The following is a 19,450-nucleotide window of genomic DNA, read 5'->3' on the forward strand; positions in this document are numbered from 1 at the left end:
CAGACGGTCGGCTCCAGAGGCCAGGACGTAGATTCCGGACGCACCGCGGTAACAAATGTGCCATCCGCAGCAGCCAGCAACGCGGCCATTTATGCGAAGTGCATATTCTTCCGCGACGATTCTGAAACTCAAAGACCTCCGCGTTCCCGCTTGGGGAGAATGGAGACAAAAGCGGGCAGGAACAGCAGCACCAGCGGAACCGCGGCCGTCAGGCCGAAAATAATGGCCGTTGCCAGCGGACGCTGGAGGCCGGCGCCCCGGCTCAGGCCCAGGGCCAGCGGGCTGAGCGTGAGGATTGCGATCAGCGCGGACATCAGGATCGGCCGCAAGCGCTTGCGGCCAGCCTCCTGCAAGGCCGCCAGATTGACCGGTTTGTCCCTGTCGATTTCGGCGAAGAAGAAGACGATCAGTTCGCTGACCATGCCAACCACCATAGTCAGCCCCATGAGCGCGGAAATGTCGAGTTCGATGCCGGTGATCCACAGCCCGCACAGCACACAGGCAGCGGACAGCAATACGGTCGTCATGGCCGCGAAGGTCCATCCGATCCGTTCATAGAGCAAGGTCAGCAGCAGGGCCGAGAGCAGCAGCGCTGCGGCGAAGACCATGGCGAGGTCCGTGAAGCTTTGTTGTTGCTGCGCATAAAGCCCGCCGTAATCGACACGGATTGAGGGTGGCAGGGAAAGCTTGGTCACGGCCGTGCGGATGTCCTTCATGGCAGAGCCCAGATCGCGCCCTTCCAGCCGTGCCGTCACATCGATGAACGGGGCCAGATCCTCGCGCGTGAGCTGTTTTTGTCCGGCGAGGATAGAGACTTTGGCGATCTGGCTGACACGGACGGTATGGCCATCGGGTGCCGTAACCGGCAGTTGGGCGATTTCGCTGGAACGCTGGCGCAGCGAACCCGGACCGCGCACGCGGACATCGACAAGCTGTTCTCCGATACGCACCGGAGTCGCCGATGTACCGCCCACCAGCGCTTCGAGCTGGCTTGCGATCGCATCCGGATCGAGGCCTTGCTGCAATGCCGCGCCCGGATCGACTTTGACGCTGATTGCGTCTCCGGCCACCCGCAGGCCATCCACCACCTCCACCACGCCCGGCACTTTGCCGATTGTTTGCCCCACCTGCTGCGCCGCTTTTTCCAGCGCTCGGGGATCATCGCCGAACAGCTTGATCTCGATGGGCTGGGGAACGGCGGTGAGGTCTCCGATCAGGTCCTCCATCAACTGCGCCGTCTCGATTTCGAGGCCGGGAACCCGCTCCTGGACCTTCTGGCGGATGTCGGCCATCACCGCGTCGATCGACCGGCGCGATCCGCCTTTCAGGCGAATGAAGTAGTCACCTTCGTCGGCTTCGGTCAGGCCGCCGCCAAGCTGGATGCCGGTTCGCCGCGAATAGCTTGCGACTTCCGGCGTGGCCTGGATGATCTGTTCCACCTGCTTCAGCAGGCGGTTGGTGTCGCTGAGCGCCGCGCCGGACTGGGCCTTGTAGTCTAGGATGAAGCCGCCTTCATCCATGTGCGGCATGAACCCGGATGGGACGTGGCGATAGGAATAGAAACCTGCTCCGGCGAGGCCGATGAGCAGCGCGAAAACCAACAGCTTCGGCCGCCTGAAGGCCTGCTGGGCGGCCCGGTCGTACATCGAGACGATCACGCCCAGCAGACCACCCGCGTTTTCCGCTGCCTGGGCATCCTTGTCGCGCAGCCAGTAGGCCGCGACCAGAGGGATCAGGAAACGCGCATAGATGAGCGATATGCTCAGCCCGGCCACCATAGTCACCGCCAATGCCTTGAAGAAGCCGCCGGTGACGCCGGAAATGAAGGCCAGCGGCAGGAAGACGACGATCGTCGCTCCGGTCGATCCAAGCAGCGGCTTGCCCATTTCGGCGGCGGCGGCAAGCAGGCCCGGCGGGTCTTTCGCTTCGCCTTCCTGCATGCGCCGCATCATGTGTTCGAGCATGACCACGGCATCGTCGATGATAAGGCCCACTGCCGCAGCCATGCCGCCCAGCGTCATCATGTCGAAATGCATGCCCATCGCGAACAGGATCAGGCAGGTCCCCGCCAGCACCGCAGGCAGCACCGCCGCCGTGATCGCCATGAGCCGGACCGAGCGCAGGAACACAAACAGCACCAGTCCTGCCAGCACCGCACCCAGCAGGATGGCATCGCGCACGGCGTTGGCCGCGCCGGTCACCAGCTCCGATTGGTCGTAGAACGGCGTCACGGTCACGCTGGGCGGCAGGCCCAGAGATTTCATTCTGGCCGAGACGTCCCTGACGACCTGCACCGTATCGCCGCTGAAGGTCTGGCGGACGTTGACGAGCACAGCATTCTGTCCGTTGCTCGTCACCAACGTGTAGTTAGGCTCAACGGAGGGGCGCACCGTGGCAACATCGCCCACGGTCACCAATCCGGCCCCGCCGCTATTGCCAGCCTTGATCGGGGTCGCGGCGATGTCTGCCGCATTGGCAAGGCGGTTTTCGACCAGCACCAGATAGAGCCGATGCCGGTCTTCCACCCGGCCCGCCCCGCGCACGACATTGGCATTGCGCAGGGCCGTCGCGACGTCTGTAGGACTAAGCCCAAGCGCAGTGAGCCGCGCGGGATCGACATCGACTTCGAATGTGCGCGGCGAACCGCCCAATACATCGACAGCCGCGACCCCGGTTATGCTGGTCAGGGCCGGCCGCACCTTCAGTACGGCAAGCTGCCGCAAGGCTTCCTGGTCGAGTGTCCTGGAAGTCAGTGCGATGCCATAGACGGGAAAAACCGTCGGGTCCGCGCGCCACGCGGTGTAGCGGGTGCCTCCGGGCAAGTCCGGCTGAATGGTGGCGAGCGCGCCTTGGGTGGCGAGCAAAGCCTGCGGCATGTTCTCGCCCCAGGAGAAATTTAGCTGGATTTCCGCTGAGCCACGGCTCGTCGTGGAGCGGATGCGCGTCACGCCCGGCACGCCGCGCAGGGCGATTTCCATGGGCCGGGTGATCTGCGCTTCCATCTGGGCCGCGTCGCGCTCGCCCGCGTCGATCGATACGACCACGCGTGGATAGTCGATCTGCGGGAACAGGCTTACCGGCAGGCTCAGAGCACCGGCAATACCGCCTAGCGTGAGCAGGATCATCGCCAGCCATAGAGCGCGGGCGTGACGTGCAAGTCCGGTGCTCATTTGGTGCGCACCTTCATGCCGTCCTCTAGCGCGGTCCCGCCCGCCGTCACCACCTGATCTCCCGAAGCCACGCCTTCCAGGATGGCGATCCGCTGGCTGCTGGCAGGGCCGGTGACGACATCATGCCGGTGCGCAATGCCGCCCTTGACCACATAGACGTAGGGCTGCCCGCCATCATCCAGCAGGGCGGCGTAGGGGATGGTCAAGGCATCGGAACGGTTCGCGAGCGGCACCTGCGCTGTCAGCGGCAGACCGGGGGCAAGGTGCGACTGCGCTGGGATGCGGGCATAGACCGATGCCAGACGCGTCATCGGGTCAACCGTGGTGTCGATGCTTTCAACCGGCACCGTCAACATGGCGCCACTGGCGGCCGCTCCCACGCGAATGCGGGTTCCCGGTGAAAGCTGTCCCGCCGCCGCCGGATCGATGCCGAAGCCCGCGCGCTGCGGACCAGATCGCGTGAGCGTCGCCACCGGACTGCCTGCTGCAAGCAGATCGCCCGGGTTCACCGGCACTGCTTCCACATACCCGGCTGAACGGGCACGCAAGGTCAGGTCTTGCGCACTGCGCGCCATGGCGTCTTGCTGCGCCCTGGCGGCGACAGCGGCACTGCGTGCGCTTTCCACGTCGGCATCGCTGGCCAGGCCGTCGCTGCGCAGGCGTTTGGCACGGGCGTAAGCCTCATCCGCCGTGCGGGAATCTCCGGCGGCCTTGCTCATCGCTGCGCGGCTGACGGGACTGGGCATGAGCCGGGCCACGACATCACCAGCCTGGACCGCGCTTCCGACCGGCTTGGCGACCTCGGTGACGACGGCTTCAATGGGCGCGGAAAGCGCATATTGCACAGAGCTGTCTTTCTGGACGGCACCGTACAGCGTCAGCATCTGTTCAACATTGCCTTTGGTGGCAGGTGCCAGCGAAACCAGCGCGACCGGGTCCGGCTGGCTGTCCCCCTCTCCCGCACCGCCTGAACAGCCCGTCAGCAGCAACAGCAGTGACAAAGTGGAACGGCGCATCATCACTTCCATGCCTCCCTTGGCGTACCCGTCAGAAGTTCGAGGGCAATCATCTGTTCGCGGATCGCCTGTTCGCTTTGCGCGATCAGGGTCAGCCTGTCGCGAAGCGATTGCTGTGCGGCGACAGCGGTTTCGCGGCTGAGGTCGCCGCGTTCGGCAGCACTGCGCGCGGCCTCTGCATAGGCGCGCAGCCGCTTCAAACCGGATTCGGCATCGGCACGCTGGCGGAAGGCCAGTGCGATGCCCTGTTCAGCGGCGTCGATATCCGCGCGTGTCTGGAAAAGGCGCGCTTCGTATTCGGCCTTGAGCGCCGCGCGCGTCGCCCGTTCGACCGCGATGCCGCCGCGATTGCGGTTCCACAGCGGAAGGGTGAAATCGATGGCGGGTCCAAAGAGCGTGTTGCCCGCCGAATCCCGGTTGGTGTTGACGGTGAGATTGAGCGTCGGGAACTGATCGAGCACGGCCTTGTGCACAGCGGCCTCCTGCGCAGCATAGCCCGCCTGAAGCGCTTTCAAATCGGTCCGGTTCTCACGGGCAATCGCGAACAGCGCATCCGCCGGCAAGGGCGTAACCGGCAAGGGCACCGGAGCAAGCTGGGGGACACTACCGGGCGGCAAACCCAAAAGCGCGGACAAGGCGCTGTCAGCCGTAGTCAGATCCTGCTGCGCCGTGCGCAGCTTGCTGTTGGCGTCAAGAGCGGCGATCCGTGCAGCCTGCAAACGGCTGCCTGACACATCGCCCCTTGCCGCCGCCTTCTGCGTCCGGTCGAACACCCACTGCGCGGCGTCCGCCGATTGGCGAGCCAACGCCAACTGTTCGCCAAGCGCCTGGATACGCACCGCCTGAAGCCTCGCTTGCCCGGCCGTTTGCCATTCCTGCCAGGCCAGATCGAGCCGCACCTGCCGCGCTTCGGCCTGCGCCTTCTCGCGCGTCACGCCATGCGTGCGCAGCGCGTTGATATCGAGCGCGACAGCGCTGGCCAGGTCCATCATCGGATCGGGCCCATGCAGCACTTTGTTGGCGCCAAGGCTGATACCGGGATCAGGCAGAAGCCCGGCCGCGAAAGCCTGGGCATCGGAAACGCCCGCACGGACGCGCGCGGCCTTGAGGTCCGGGTTGTTGACCACGGCCAGCGTCGCCACGGCGTCCGGAGTGAGCGGTGCGGCGAGGTCCAGCGTAACGGGTTTGAGCCAGGGGCGGGTGATCTTGTCCGCCTTCTCCTCCAGCACGGAGGCGACCGGTGCAGCCAGCGCTGCCGGCTCAGGCTCGATCGGAACCGGAGCATAGTGCGCGCAGCCGCTGGTCAGCAGGAGGGCGAACAAAGCATGCCGTTTCACGTATTCTGCCTCCGCTTGAAGTGGAGCGAGACTTCCAGTCCCGGGTTCATGTCGCGCAAGGTTACCGTTGCATCGTGGGCATGAGCAACCGCCTGAACGAGACTGAGCCCCAGACCGTGCCCCGGCGTCGAACGCGAGGTTTCAAGACGCACGAAGCGCTCAAACACACGCTTTCGCTCTTCTTCCGGAATTCCCGGACCATTGTCCGACACACTTACCGTCACGGCCTGCGCATCGCACGCAGCGGTCAGGCAAATCCGGCTGCCCGGCGGTGTATGACGCAGAGCATTTTCGATGAGATTAATCAGGGCCTGCGCGATCAGCTCCCGGTCGCCCATAACAAGGCATCCGAGCGCGCCATCCCATTGCAGAAGCCGCCCTTCATCCTCGGCGATCGGAGCATGCATCTCCCCCATCTCGAAAACCAGCCTGCCCAGATCGACAGGCGCGAACCGGTGTTTCAGGTCGGTCCCGTCAAGCTCCGAAATGCGCAGAATCGCCTGGAACAGCTTCAGGACATCGTCTGCCCGTTCCACCGCCTCATTGGCGATATCGATGCACTCCGGATCCCGCGAGCGGTCGCGCAAGATCTCTAGGCGGTTGCGCAGACGGGCCAGCGGCGTGCGCATATCATGCGCCAGGTCGCTCGTGACTTGCCGGAGGTTCACTACCAGCGCTTCGATCCGGTCCAGCATGGCATTGAGTGATGCCGCCACCCGGTCGAATTCATCGTCGCGCGGTCCGATCTCCATGCGCGGCGTCAGGTCTCCGGTGACGATGGCCGACGCCGTGCTCTCGATTCTACGTAAGCGCCGCCGCAGATAACCGCCGAGCAGCAGCGTGCCGAGAGCTCCGAGCCCTGCCAGTGCCACGCAGGCCACGCCAAACATCATCAGGACGGTGTGGTCGATCTCCTCCAACGGCTCCAGGTCGGCGGCAACAATGAGCTGATAGCCGGAAGGAAGCCCGGTTACGAGAGCACGCGCCGGATCGGCGCCCTCTTTGGGATCCAGGAACATGATCCGATGCCAGCCGGGCGCTGCCCTCGCTGTGTTCATCCGGCCCGCAATCCTGCGGCCTGAAAGATCGAATAGCGCATATCCCAAAGTATCAGGGCCGCTCGCGTCCCGCTGTGAAAGGGCTTCGCGAAGGCCATCCATCCCGTCATCATGGAGTTCGGCCAGGAGGTTGCCCGTGGCCTGTTCGATACTGGCATCCAACTGGCGGGCCAGCGCGGCATGGGCAGCATAGTAAACCGCCCCTCCCAGACACAGGGCCGCAAGCGCGAAAGCCAGCGACGAAATGAAAGCAATTCTGTACGCGGCACTCCTGAACAGGACTCTCATGATGTCCGGATCCGGTAGCCTACGCCGCGCACGGTCTCGATAACGTCCGGCAATCCGCCTTCGTTCAACTTCGACCGCAGGCGGCTCATATGCGTCTCGACGATCTTGGTCTGCGGATCGAAATGGAAATCCCACACGCGTTCCAGCAGCATGGTGCGTGTCACGAACTCACCGGGGTGGCGCATCAGTTCCTCCAGCACGCGGAACTCGCGGGGCTGAAGCAGGATCGGCACGCCCTCGCGGCGTACCTCGCGGCGCAGCAGATCCATGTCGATGGGGCCCGCCACCAGCCGCGTGACCGCCTCTTGCGGGGCGGCCCGGCGGTTGAGCGCGTTGACCCGGGCGAACAGCTCGCCGAAGGCGAAAGGCTTGACCAGATAGTCGTCGGCCCCGGCATCCAGACCTTCGATGCGGTCCTCGATCCGGCCAAGTGCCGTCAGCATGATGGCCGGCGCCGTGATCCCGGCCGCACGCAGCCGGAGCAACACGGACAGTCCGTCCAGCTCCGGCAGCATCCGGTCGAGGATCATCAGGCTGACATCCTCGGTCAGGCCAAAGTGCAGCGCATCCAGGCCAGTTCCCGCGAGCAGCACGTTGTGGCCATGCTCCCGGAGGCCGTTCGCCACGAACTGGGCGGTTTCCGGTTCATCCTCGGCCACCAGGATACGCATGACCTCCGGTCAGTCCTTGTTGCCGGGGTTTTCAAAGCTGCTTTCGACGACCTTGCCGGTCATGGCGTCGATGCCGATCTCGTGAATGCGCTTGCCCTGCCGGATATCGAACGACCAGCGCCAGATTCCGTCTTCCTTTTCGTAGTCGGATTCGACGATCTTGCCTGGCGCCGCCTTGAGCGCGATCGCCTCTGCCTGGGTCTTGGATACCTTGGGCTTAGGAGCGGCGCCGGCCGTGCCGGAAAGCAGGATCGCCGCCGCAGCAAGCGGCAGCAGGGCGAATTGTGAAGTCCGATTCATCAATCTTCTCCAATGGCATGCATGATCGCATGCCCCATGGAATACCTGCCTATAGATTGGTTGGAGTTTGCGCGGGGGATACAATTTGGCAACCTTGGGCGGAACGGCTTCCGCCCTGTCCTGGTCAGAGCCTGGATTGCGGATCGTTACAGGGCTGCAGGTGTTGCCTGCCATGCAGGGCCTCGATTTCAGCCGCTCGTGCCCGCAAGTAGAGGTCGCGGCGCGAGGCGTAGGCATCCTGATCCTGCAGGCGCTGTTCGGCCAGGGTTCCTTCAAGTTCCGCCCGCCGGTCGACCGCGCCAATGGCGACGGCGGGAACGGCAAACGCCTTTTTGTTGAACGGAGCACCAATGCCCGCAGAAAGCACCAATCCGTCGGCGATTGTACCCAGCGCATCGCGAACGGTTGTTGGTCCGGCCAGCGGAACGTAGAAATAGGCCCCGGGGCCAACGCCATAGTAGCCGAGAGTATCCGCGAACCCATTGGGCCTGCGGGGGAGATTGAACGGCTTTTTCCGGGCGACATCAACCAGGCCGGCCACCCCCAGAGTGGAGTTGATCGCAAACCGGCCGACCGTTTCTGCGGCCTTGCCCAGCTTGATCTGCAGGACATAGTTCAGGGCCACTACAGGCTCATGCAGGTTCTTCAGGAAGTTGTGCACCCCGATACGGACCGGATGGGGAACGCCATGCTTGTAGGCTGTTGCCACGGGGCGAAAGACAGCCTTGTCCACTGCCTGCGTCGCTTCGAAGGACTTGATGTTGACGGCCTCGGCCGGATCCGGCGCGAGCGGCCGCGTGACCACGATATCGGTTGAAGGTGCAGGCACGTCCGCGTGATCCGCGGCGGCTGCCTGAGTGACGGCAGGTTCCGGAACCGGGGCAACCGCCATGTCTTGCACAGGCTGCAATGCCAGAAGCGCCATTGCCAAGCTCATAGGATATCCTTTCCGGTGCTCGTGGAACGCCGTCCGCGCGACAACGCGGGACAGTTACCGGCAAAGACTCTGCTGAACGGCAATTGCCTCAGTTGACCCGTTGAGGTCTCAAGGCCCGTTCTGCTTTTCTCCGCCTTATTCTGCAGCGGGAAATGTCATTGTGACCACCAGGCCCGGCCGGTTGTCATCGAGGCGCAGCGATCCGCCATGCGCTTTCATGACCGCCGCCACGAGGTTGAGCCCAAGGCCATGCCCGATACAGGACCGGCTGGCGTCAAGTCTCACGAAGCGCCGCACCACGCGCTCGCGGTCGGCCGCGGCAATGCCAGGGCCGTTGTCCGCCACCGCTACATGGATTCCGCCGGCATCCCGCCGCGCCGTCACGTGGATGTCCGTTCCCGGTGACGTGTGAGCCAGGGCATTGTCGAGCAGGTTGCCAAGAGCCTGCATTACCAGTTCTCTGTCTCCCAGGATCGCAAGCCCGGTGTCAGCCGAGCAGTGAAGGGAACGGCCTTGATCCTCTAGGGCCGGTCCGTACATTTCGCCGACCGATGCGGTGAGGGCACTGAGATCGAGCCTTTGGAAGCCGCTTGCAGCCGTTCCTCCCTCGACTTCCGCGATGCGCAGGATCGCCGCGAACAGGGACAGGACGCTGTCGCTCTGGTCCAGCGCCCGCTGCAAGGCCTCGTGCATGGCCCTGGCATTGTCTGGCCGGTTCAGGCCCGCTTCGATCTCGGCCCGCAGCCGGGTAAGCGGTGTGCGTAGATCATGGGCAATATCGCTTGAGACCTGCTGAAGATTTTCCAGCAGCGACGTGATCCGGTCAAGCATCGCATTGAGCGCGGTGTCCACCCGGTCGAATTCATCCGATGCTCCGGACTCCTCGATACGGCTGGCCAGATCTCCGGATGCAATGGCTGTGGCGGTCGTCGATATCCTGTCCAACCGCTGTTTCAGATGCCGTCCCAGTGCCAAGGAACCGGCGATTCCAAGAGCCACGATCAGAACGAAGGCGATGGAAAAGAGCAAGAGGATCGTCGCATCGAGACGTTCAAGGCCTTCGGTGTCCAGGGCAACAAGCAAACCCGTTCCATCCGGAAGCCGGGTCAGCAGGCCACGTGCCTGATCAGGCCCTTCCCGAGGGTCGATGAAGGTCAGGTTGCTCAGGCCACGAGGCGGTTCGCCAGCCTCGAACTTGCCCGCGATCTTTCGGCCATGATCGAAAAGAGCATAGACGAAATCGTTGTTCGGAGAAGCTTCACGGCGCTGGAGCGCCTCCAAGAGGTAAGCCCGACCGCCTTTCTGGTAGGCTCTGAACAGCGCATCGCCTTCCTTGCGCAAGTCCTCATCCTGCTGCTGCTGGATAGCTGCCCCGGCCGCCAGATAGACCCCTGTGCCCAGCAGAAGAATCGCCAGCGCGCAAACCGCCGTATAAGTGAAAGCCAGCCGGTAAGCCGCGCTGGCGAACAGTCTAGACACTTTCGCGCATCCGATATCCCACATTTTGAATGGTCTCGATCGGATCATCCTTGAAGCCGCGCTTCAGTTTCGAGCGCAGCCGGCTGATATGACTTTCGACGATATTCGTCGTCGGGTCATAGTGAATGCACCAGACCTGTTCGAGAAACATCTTGCGTGTCACCGGACGGCCCGCATGTTGCGCAAGCAGGGCGAGAAGATCGAACTCGCGGGGCTGGAGATGCACGGTCTGGCCCGCGCGGCGCACCCGGCGGCCGAGAAGATCGATATCGATATCCCGCACGGAGATCTGCGTGGTGCGCGCGCCGAGCAGCGGGCGGCGATACAGGGCGGCGACCCGCGCGAGAAGTTCCGTCTGAGCGAAAGGTTTGACCAGATAGTCATCCGCTCCGGCATCGAGGCCGCGGACACGATCATTGACCGAACCCAGCGCGGTAAGCAGCAGGATCGGGGTCTGCGAACCTCTGCGGCGCAGTTCCGTCACGACTTCGATCCCGTCGATATCCGGAAGCATGCGATCAACGATGGCCACGTCGAATTCGCGCTCCCCCGCGGCATGAAGCGCCTCGGCGCAGGTTCCGACCAGTGTTGTTTGCGCCTTGCCCTCCAGGCTCTCGCGGACAAGTTCCCGCGTTCGCAGATCATCCTCAACGACAAGCACGTCCAAGGTCTGCACTCCATCCTGCTGAACGCCGTCTGTCTAATCGCGCGTGGCGCGGGAATTCATTGGAAGTTCCCAATGTTCATGAACGAAATCCGTCCCGCAATCGCCACAAGTATTGAAAGTTGGCAATGTCATGCGCGATCCGCAAATTGCAGTGGCCTCCCCGTTCGCGTCATTTCATGGTCCGGCCCGTTGACGACGAGGGAGAAAACAGTCTCATGCGCATCCATCCTCTTACTGCATCTTACGCAGGTCTCGCGTTGCTGATGGCCACCGCCGCTGCAGCATCCACGACTCCAGCGGTCACCGGCCATATCAGCGGCCCGGATGGCGGCTGGGACTACGCCAGCGTCGATCCGGCGCATGACAGGCTGTACGTCGCCCGTTCCACCAGCGTCACTGTCATCGACTTGTCCAAAGGCAAGGCTCTCCCCTCGATAGGCGCGATTGCCCATGGCCATGCCGTTGTGCTGCTTCCCGGCACTTCCACGCTCATGGTGACCAGCGGCCATGACGACAGCGTGCGCTTTCTGGACACCCGGTCGGGGCGGGAACTGGGCCGGACTGCGGTAGGCAAGGATCCCGACGGCGCGTTCTATTCCACCAGCCTCAAACTGGCCGTCGTCATGAACGCCAAAGCCGGGACGGTGTCCGAAATCGACCCGAAGGCCATGAAGGTCGTGCGTACCATTACACTCAAGCCGGGCCTGGAATATCCGCAGCAGGGGCCGGGATCTTCGCTGTTTGCGAACAACGAGGACGAGAATGAGCTGGAAACCGCCGATCTCGCCACTGGCAAGCCCGGGAAATCGATCGCACTGACCGGCTGTGAAGCGCCATCCGGCCTCGCCTATGATGCCAGGTCCGGAATACTCATCAGCGCCTGCGACAACGGCAAGGCGGCGGTGGTCGATGCAAGATCCCGCAAGCTCGTGAAGCTGCTCGACATCGGCCAGGGACCGGATGCGGTCATTCTCGATGCGGCCCGTCGCAAGGCTTATATTCCTTGTGGACGTGACGGAACGCTCAGCGTCATTGCCCTTGATGGCGCGCAGGCGCCTCGCGTGACGGGAACGGTGAAGACCGAGCCAGGCGCACGCACCGGCGCGCTCGATCCGCGTACCGGAAAACTCTATCTGCCGACCGCGAAATGGGGCGCGGCTCCCGCCGGGCAGCGACCAAAGCCGGTGCCCGGGACATTTCACGTCCTCGTGGCCTCTCCTTCCTAAAGTAACAATAATGTAAACTATATTGATAGTTCGCAATGATGATTACTTATCGGCAATAGGTCTCAATTATGTAATAGACCAATTCTAGCGCCCCAAGTGTTGATTTTACGACATAACCACCAACCTTGAAAAACACTTAGGGGCGCATTTATGAGGTCCGGATCATTTCTGCTTTTGTCGTCGTCTGTAATCGCCATCCCCTTGGCCGCTGCGCCCGCATGGGGGGCTGATACGACCGGTTCCGGGCCGGATGCCGCCAGCGTCAAGGGCGAAACAATCGTAGTGACAGGACAGCGGCTGGCGAAGACTGCTCGCGCAGAGCAGAAAAAGGCCATGAATATCCAGAATATTCAGTCCGCCGAAACGATCGCGAAATACCCGGACGTCAATTCCGCCGAAGCACTGAGCCGCATGCCCGGCGTCTCGCTGTCCATCGACACGGCCGAGGGCCGCTACGTGAACATCCGCGGGCTCGACGGCAACTTCAACGGTGCCACCTTTGGCGGCGTCGTCCTACTCAACACCTCGCCGAGCTACACCTATTTCAACGCCGCGGGCCGCGCGGTCGAATTCGATACCGTGCCGATCGGCGCGGTGGACCGGATGATTGTTACCAAAACCGGCCTGCCTGACCATGACGCGGAGGGTATCGGCGGATCAGTCGAGTTGAGCCCGCGCACCGCCATCGGCGCCAAGCGGCTTTATGCTCATGTCACACTTGGCGGCGGGATTGAGACCGACCAGAACACCGGACTTTACCGCGACGAAGTGGTGGTCGGTGGTCCGCTCGGCGGTACGAATGCCGATGGCGATGCCCCGTTCTCCTTCGTGCTGAGCCAGTTTCTCTACAACGACAAGCGCAGCTTTGACGACCTCGAAGCAGCCTACAAGAACGATCAGGCGAACGGCACGCCCGACAAGGCTTTCGACGCGCTTGAACTGCGCCGCTACAACTACAATCGCAAACGCTTCGGCTATTCGGGCGAGTTCGACTTCACCCCGAACAGCGAAAACCGCATTTTCCTGCGAGCGAATGTTGCGGGATATAACGAACGCGTGTTGCGCAACCGCCTTGAAATAGACGGTCTGGGTGACTCGGTTGTCACCGATCCGTCCAATGCCAAGGGCTTTATCGCGACCGGCGCCTCGACCGTCAAAACCCTGCGCGACAGCGACGTCAAGGAGCAGAATGTCGTCCTGCAGCTGGGTGGCGATCATCATCTGGGCGCTGTGCACATCGACTGGTTCGCGGCCTATTCCCGCGCAACCTATAAGAAGTACACGGACTACAACACTGAATTTGCCGGACCATCCGACCTTACGATCGCATACGACAACACTACCAATCCCGACTATCCGGTATTCAAGGTCCTGAGTGGTGGCAGCGTCACCGATCCGGCCAACTATGCGCTCGACACCATCAAGAATGCGACGGAAAATTCACGCGACCGCGAATGGTCCTACGCGCTCAATGCCGCAACGCCGCTTCACCTTGCGGCTGACGACGAACTCAAGATCGGCGGCAAGCTGCGCTATCGCGAAAAGATCTCTTCGCCCTATGCCGCCAAGTACGCATATGACGGCGGGACGCTGCTTCTGAGCGATGCGGCCTCCGGTTCCGCGGTTACCAATTTCTACAACACCGGAGCGAACATCGGGCCCAATATCGATACCGGCCAGATGACCAAGCTGTTCAACGGCAGCGGCACGGCCCTCAGCCTCGATACGGGCAGCTACTTCGACGATACCGAGAACATCGCGGCGGCCTACATCCAGTACCGGGCCTCCATTGGCAAACTCGGGATCCTGACCGGCGTCCGCTATGAACATACCGAGGCGATCTATCGCGGTATTGGCGATTCCATCGTGAACGGGGCTGTCCAAACAGGCCCGCTTTCCACCCCGCACAGCTACGACAACGTCTTCCCCACGCTGCAGTTGCGCTATCAGGCCACGCCCAACCTGATAGCCCGCGCGACCTACTCCACCGGCATCGCCCGTCCCGGCTTCTATCAGACGCTTCAGGCTACCAGCATCGACGTAGGCGGCGGCGTGGTGTCGACCGGGAACCCCGATCTGAAGCCCATGTACGGCCACAGCTTCGACGCCAGCCTGGAATACTACCTGCCTGACAGCGGCATCATTTCGGTCGGTGCCTTCGACAAGGAGATCAAGAGCTTCATCGTCACCCGCGCGGTGCGTGGCAGCTATTCGGGTATCACCGGAACCGCGTTGATCCAGACTTACGAAAATGTCTCGGGTGCCTATGCCCGGGGGATCGAAGCCAACTTCGTCGACAAATTCACGGGACTGCCGGGCCTGCTGGGCGGGCTCGGCATCGACGCCAACCTGACATACGTGTCGTCTTCGGTAGCGCTGCGCGATGGCGAAGGAAGCGTGGCCATGCCCGGCACCATTCCCTGGTCATGGAATGCCGCTGTCTTCTATGAGCGCGGCCCGGTCCAGCTCCGGCTGTCCTCGCAATTCGAAAGCACCGTGCTGTTCGGTGTCAGCGACAGCCGGGCGACCGACGTGTTTCAGGACAGCCGCTACACCCTGGATTTCAACGGCAGCTATGACTTCAGCAAGAACGTGCAGTTCTACGTCAATGCGAAGAACCTCACCAATGCACCGCTTCGCTTCTACGAAGGAACGCCCAACCGCCCGATCCAGCGGGAGTTCTACGATCTGACGCTGGAAGGCGGTGTGAAATTGCGGTTCTGATCGCCAAATTGTCTGGCAGCCCAATCACGGCATCTGCCAGACAAAACTATAAGACACAGCCCTACCTGAACGGGGGCGATTTGCTGATGGCTCCCGTTCATTTGCCTGAATAAAAGGGCTTTTTGGGGGCAGCCCCAGATTGAGTTCCTTGTACGTGTTGATCTGAGCGACCACACTTGAGCAGCCCGGACAACAGCGCTTGAATGTCTAGCGCTCAAATCACTTTCCCTCAAAAGCCTCACCATCTCCGTCATAGGAAGTCAGCGTTCGCGCAGCAGTCGGCATGAAAGCACGGCCGCTTCGTCCGGTCCGCATCCGAAAGGAGCGGTTTGGTCTGTCCCACTTCCCTGGCATTGGGCGATGGAGGTGCAGGACGGAAAATCTGTCCACTTTCAGGGAGACGACAAGTGATCATGAATGGCAGGCAAGGGTCGGAATCCGCCACTTCCGACAGGCTCCAACGTCGTGTCCAGAGCCGCCAACAGAGCGGTCATTCCGCGCCCCGACAGGGCGGCCCGAAAGCTTCCTTTCGTTCATCTGCACCGAATCTGCACAAGACGCTCGCCAGGAATCCTCCACTTTTACCCGCAACCCTTTGCAAGGCCCAGGCATCAACTCCCCGATCCCAGGGGAGAACCTGCATGCCCGCGTCAGTTTCGCAATTCACCGCACGCTTCCTGTTCAAGGTAGCGTTGACCGTCCTGCTCGTCTGGCTTGGAGACTGGATGTTCTTTCAGCGTGAACTCTACGGCGGGCATTTCGGCCTCTATGCTCTGGCGCTTCTTGCCGCCTTGATGGCCGGGCGACCCGCGATCTGGTGTGATCGTCGGGCCTTGGCCGCCGTTGCTTTTGCGTTGGTCTTTGCCTTCGCGCTGATCCGCGATGCCGGCTTGCTGACGTGGACCCTGTTCTGGACCGCCGCGGCCATGGCCACACTTCTACCGATGACGGGGCGTTTCGACGATGGCTGGCGCTGGTTCCAGCGGCTCGTATGGCTATCCTTGCAAGCGCCGTTCGCGCCGCTGTTCGATTGGGGGCGCATGCTCAAGGCTCGGCGGCGGCGCACATCGCGCCGGTATTTGCAGGCGAGTTTGCCACAACTTGTCCTGCCCGTGCTGGGCAGCGCCGTATTCCTGTTTCTCTTCGCGGCGGCAAACCCGGTTCTGGAGCATCTGTTCGCGTCGCTACGCTTTCCCGAACTGAGCATTCCAGGCTTCTTTCGTACGGTCCTTTGGGTACTTCTGGCGCTGACAGCCTGGACGCTGCTTCGGCCACGGTTGGCGCAACGGCCGCTGCCGACATTCGATGGATCTGGAGACCTTGCTTTGCCTGGCGTCTCGCCGGGCTCGGTGACGCTGTCACTGATCGCCTTCAACCTGATCTTTGCGCTGCAGAACCTGATGGACCTGCTCTATCTCGGCGGTCTGGCCTCGATGCCGGCGGGAGTGACTCTAGCAGACTATGCCCATCGCGGTGCCTATCCGCTGATCGCCACCGCCTTGTTGGCCGCACTGTTCGTGCTGGCCACGCTCCGCCCCGGTTCGGCGACCGCAGAGGTTCCGCTGATCAGGCGTCTTGTCGTGGTGTGGATCGCGCAGAACATCGTCCTTGTCGGTTCCTCGATCCTGCGCACGGTCGACTATGTCGATGCCTATTCGCTCACTGGCCTGCGCATCGCGGCCTTGGCCTGGATGGGGCTCGTCGGATTCGGTCTTGCCGCGATTTGCTGGCGTCTCCTGCACAGGCGGAGCGCCGCGTGGCTCATCAACATCAACCTTGCGGCAGCGCTGACGGTGCTGACAGTCGCCAGCTTTGTCGATATCGGGACTGTGGCGGCGCAGTGGAACGTACGCCACGCCCGCGAAGTCGGCGGGACGGGCGTTCATCTGGACTTATGTTATCTCAATCGTCTCGGCGCATCAGCGCTGCTGCCGCTGATCGAACTGGAAGGCCGGAGCGACATCGATCCGGCGTTCCGTGAACGGGTGCAGGCCGTGCGCGAGATGAACCTTGATCAACTGGAGCGGGACCAGACGGGAGGCGGCTGGAGCCTTCGGGGGCAGTGGCGTCTCGAGCAGGCCTATCGGATCTTGGCCAAGCGTCCCATCCGGACCATCGCCCAAGGTGAGCGCCTGTGCAACGGCGCGTTGTATGAAACCCAAGTGCCTAAAATAGAAGCTCCGGCGTCAAAGACCGTCGGATATCAGTCTGCCACTTCCACGGCACTCCAACCGCAGGCGACACCGCGTTGACAGACAGCGAAGGGACGGGAACATGCCCTCCATGTCCAGAACGATCCTGATCGTCGATGACGATCCGCACATCCGCCAGTTGCTGGCTTTTGCCTTCGCCAAGGCCGGCATGGCAACGATAGAGGCGCCTGACGGGGAGGCGGCGATCGCCCAGGTCGAACAGCACGCGCCCGATCTGGTAATACTGGATATCAACATGCCGCGTATGGACGGGCTGGAAGTCTGCCGCAGGCTGCGCGCCAGCAGCGATGTGCCGATCTTCTTCCTGTCCTCGCGCGATGACGAGATCGACCGGGTGCTGGGGATCGAACTGGGCGGGGACGACTATGTGGTGAAGCCCTTCTCCCCGCGTGAAGTCGTCGCGCGGGCCACCGCTATCCTGCGGCGCACCACACCGCGGAATGAACCCGTCGCGGCGTTCGAGGTCCAACATGGCCTGCTCAGCCTGGATTCCGAGGCGTGGAGCGCCCGCTGGGACACACGCGAAGTCAGCCTTACCGTCACGGAATTCGAAATCCTGCGCACGCTTGCCAATGCTCCCAGGCGCATCTTCAGCCGTGATGAGATCATCGACAGGCTAAGAGGACCAGGCTTCGCTCTCACCGATCGTACGGTGGACAGCCATGTGCGCAACCTCCGGCGCAAATTCGGGGAGGTGGGCGGCGGCGATATTATCGAGACCCGCGCCGGCATCGGCTATCGGCTCGGCGCCTGCACCGGGGCGGCCGCTGGCGAATGATCGCCCGGCTCAAAGCGCTAGTTGCAACTGTCTGGCCGGTCCTGCGGCTGCGCACGATCCTGCTAGGAACCTTTCTGTTCGTGGCGGCGCTGCCGGGGCTGGGCGCCATATTCCTGCGCGTCTATGAAAATGCGCTGGTCCGGCGCACCGAAGCTGAACTCGTGGCGCAGGCCGCCGCGCTTGGCGCTACAGCAGCCCTGTTGTGGCCGGGGGTTCCGCCCGCGTCTCCTACCGGTCCCCCGGAATACCGCGACCGGCAGACCGAAGTGGATCTCAGTTCGTCTCCCATCCTGCCGCCGAGGCCGTCCGCCGCGTCAGTCCGCTTCGCGCCGCAAGGGAGCGCCGAGGATGTCGCTCGGCGAATGGAGCAGGCGTTCGCCGAGACCCGGCTCGCCACCCTGTCCTCGATCATCATGCTCGACAGCAACGGCATTGTCCTGAACGGGCCTGAAACTGGCCGCAGTCTTGCCATGCTGCCGGAGGTGAAAGCGGCCCTTGCGGGCAGGGGCCGGACAGTGCTGCGCCGCAACGAAAAGTACGAACCGCATTATCCGCTCGAATGGCTGAGCCGCGCCGCCAACCTTCGGCTTCACTATGCCCGGCCGGTGAAAGTGGGAGATCGCGTCGTTGGCGCGCTCCTCGTCTCGCGCTCACCGCGCGCGCTGTTTCGCGGAATGTATGAGGACCGCGGCAAGATCGCGCTGGGCGTCGGCGTCATCTTCCTGGTCCTGCTGTTTCTGACGGCGGTACTCGCGCGCGCGATCGTCCGTCCGATCGAAGGATTGAGCCGCGCCACGCGCGAACTGGCCGCTGGCAGACACGTTCCCGCCAGGCGCCCGGCACTCAAGGTGGTGGAGATCGATGCGCTGTTCGCCGATTTCGAGCAAATGGCCCAAAGCATCGCCAGGCGTTCGAACTATCTGCGCGACTTTGCCGCTTCGGTCAGTCACGAATTCAAGACGCCTCTGGCGGCGATCTCGGGCACGATCGAACTGCTGGAGGATCACGGGTCGGACATGCCGCCCGACGTGCGCGAGCGCTTCCTGGCCAACATGGCCGCTGATGCCAACCGGCTGTCCCGCATGGTCGGCCGGTTGATGGAACTGGCACGGGCCGACGTGCTGGTAGGTGAGCCGAACGCAAGGGCCGATGCGGCCTCGATTGCGGCTTACGTGGCAGACGCGCTGCAAGGCGATGACTTCCATATCCATGTAGACATTGCTGCGAACCTGCCCCTTCTGGCGATCGATGTCGGCGCCCTCCAGGCGGCACTGACCGCACTGGCGGAAAACGCAAGACAGTCGGGAGCTTCCCGCCTCGACATCGCCGTCAGCCAAAGCGGAAGCGATGTTCTTGTCGATGTCCGTGACAACGGACCGGGCATTGCCCCTGCTGATCAGGACAAAGTGTTCGATCCCTTCTTTACCAGCAAGCGGGACCAGGGCGGTACTGGCCTTGGCCTTCCTGTCACACGATCGCTGCTGGCGGCGTATCGTGCTCAAATAGCGGTTCTCTCCGCAGCGGTGGGGGCGCATTTCCAGATTCGATGCCCGATCGCATTGATACCCGCTTAGGCCGCGGACGCT

Annotated in this window: 14 protein-coding genes; 5 read left to right on the forward strand and 9 right to left on the reverse strand. The window is 62.8% G+C overall.

Annotated elements, in window-relative coordinates:
- Window positions 1-128 precede the first annotated feature (128 nt).
- The 9 genes from NN5_RS20510 to NN5_RS20550 all read right to left on the reverse strand — a co-directional run bounded on the left by NN5_RS20510 (window position 129) and on the right by NN5_RS20550 (window position 10,917).
- Window positions 129-3,170: an efflux RND transporter permease subunit gene (locus NN5_RS20510; RefSeq protein ID WP_067737628.1), complete on the reverse strand. Its 3,042-nt coding sequence runs from the start codon at window positions 3,168-3,170 to the stop codon at window positions 129-131.
- Window positions 3,167-4,198, reverse strand: a complete 1,032-nt coding sequence (locus tag NN5_RS20515) for an efflux RND transporter periplasmic adaptor subunit (RefSeq protein ID WP_067737630.1) — start codon at window positions 4,196-4,198, stop codon at window positions 3,167-3,169. The genes NN5_RS20510 and NN5_RS20515 overlap by 4 nt, the downstream gene beginning before the upstream one ends.
- A complete protein-coding gene (locus NN5_RS20520; protein ID WP_067737631.1) occupies window positions 4,189-5,523 on the reverse strand; it encodes a TolC family protein in 1,335 nt (444 codons plus the stop codon). The genes NN5_RS20515 and NN5_RS20520 overlap by 10 nt, the downstream gene beginning before the upstream one ends.
- A complete protein-coding gene (locus NN5_RS20525; RefSeq protein ID WP_067737634.1) occupies window positions 5,520-6,869 on the reverse strand; it encodes a sensor histidine kinase in 1,350 nt (449 codons plus the stop codon). The genes NN5_RS20520 and NN5_RS20525 overlap by 4 nt, the downstream gene beginning before the upstream one ends.
- Entirely contained in the window at window positions 6,866-7,540 is a 675-nt protein-coding gene (locus tag NN5_RS20530; protein ID WP_067737637.1) for a response regulator transcription factor, read from the reverse strand. The genes NN5_RS20525 and NN5_RS20530 overlap by 4 nt, the downstream gene beginning before the upstream one ends.
- A 9-nt stretch (window positions 7,541-7,549) precedes the next feature.
- On the reverse strand, window positions 7,550-7,840 hold the full coding sequence (locus NN5_RS20535; RefSeq protein WP_067737639.1) for a PepSY domain-containing protein: 291 nt from the start codon (window positions 7,838-7,840) through the stop codon (window positions 7,550-7,552).
- 124 nt (window positions 7,841-7,964) lie between these two features.
- Window positions 7,965-8,765, reverse strand: coding sequence for an MlaA family lipoprotein (locus tag NN5_RS20540; protein WP_245656633.1), 801 nt, complete (start codon window positions 8,763-8,765; stop codon window positions 7,965-7,967).
- Between the two features lie 147 nt (window positions 8,766-8,912).
- Window positions 8,913-10,118, reverse strand: coding sequence for a sensor histidine kinase (locus NN5_RS20545; protein WP_245656634.1), 1,206 nt, complete (start codon window positions 10,116-10,118; stop codon window positions 8,913-8,915).
- A gap of 130 nt (window positions 10,119-10,248) precedes the next feature.
- Window positions 10,249-10,917, reverse strand: coding sequence for a response regulator transcription factor (locus tag NN5_RS20550; protein ID WP_067737652.1), 669 nt, complete (start codon window positions 10,915-10,917; stop codon window positions 10,249-10,251).
- Window positions 10,918-11,099: 182 nt separating this feature from the next.
- Between NN5_RS20550 and NN5_RS20555 the strand changes: the two genes are divergently transcribed.
- The 5 genes from NN5_RS20555 (at window position 11,100) to NN5_RS20575 (ending at window position 19,438) form a co-directional block, all read left to right on the forward strand.
- Window positions 11,100-12,149 carry a YncE family protein gene (locus tag NN5_RS20555; RefSeq protein ID WP_245656635.1) on the forward strand — a complete coding sequence of 350 codons (1,050 nt, stop codon included), beginning with the start codon at window positions 11,100-11,102 and terminating at the stop codon, window positions 12,147-12,149.
- 150 nt (window positions 12,150-12,299) lie between these two features.
- The gene (locus NN5_RS20560; RefSeq protein WP_245656636.1) at window positions 12,300-14,873 is read left to right on the forward strand and encodes a TonB-dependent receptor; all 2,574 of its coding nucleotides are present in this window, start codon (window positions 12,300-12,302) and stop codon (window positions 14,871-14,873) included.
- Between the two features lie 413 nt (window positions 14,874-15,286).
- Window positions 15,287-17,125, forward strand: a complete 1,839-nt coding sequence (locus NN5_RS20565; RefSeq protein WP_245656637.1) for a DUF4153 domain-containing protein — start codon at window positions 15,287-15,289, stop codon at window positions 17,123-17,125.
- A 31-nt stretch (window positions 17,126-17,156) separates the two neighbouring features.
- A complete protein-coding gene (locus NN5_RS20570) occupies window positions 17,157-17,864 on the forward strand; it encodes a response regulator transcription factor (RefSeq protein ID WP_067737657.1) in 708 nt (235 codons plus the stop codon).
- The gene (locus NN5_RS20575; protein WP_067737650.1) at window positions 17,861-19,438 is read left to right on the forward strand and encodes a sensor histidine kinase; all 1,578 of its coding nucleotides are present in this window, start codon (window positions 17,861-17,863) and stop codon (window positions 19,436-19,438) included. Before NN5_RS20570 ends, NN5_RS20575 begins: the two co-directional genes overlap by 4 nt.
- The last annotated feature ends 12 nt before the right edge of the window (window positions 19,439-19,450 follow it).

The organism is Novosphingobium naphthalenivorans NBRC 102051, from assembly GCF_001590985.1.
GTDB lineage: Bacteria > Pseudomonadota > Alphaproteobacteria > Sphingomonadales > Sphingomonadaceae > Novosphingobium > Novosphingobium naphthalenivorans.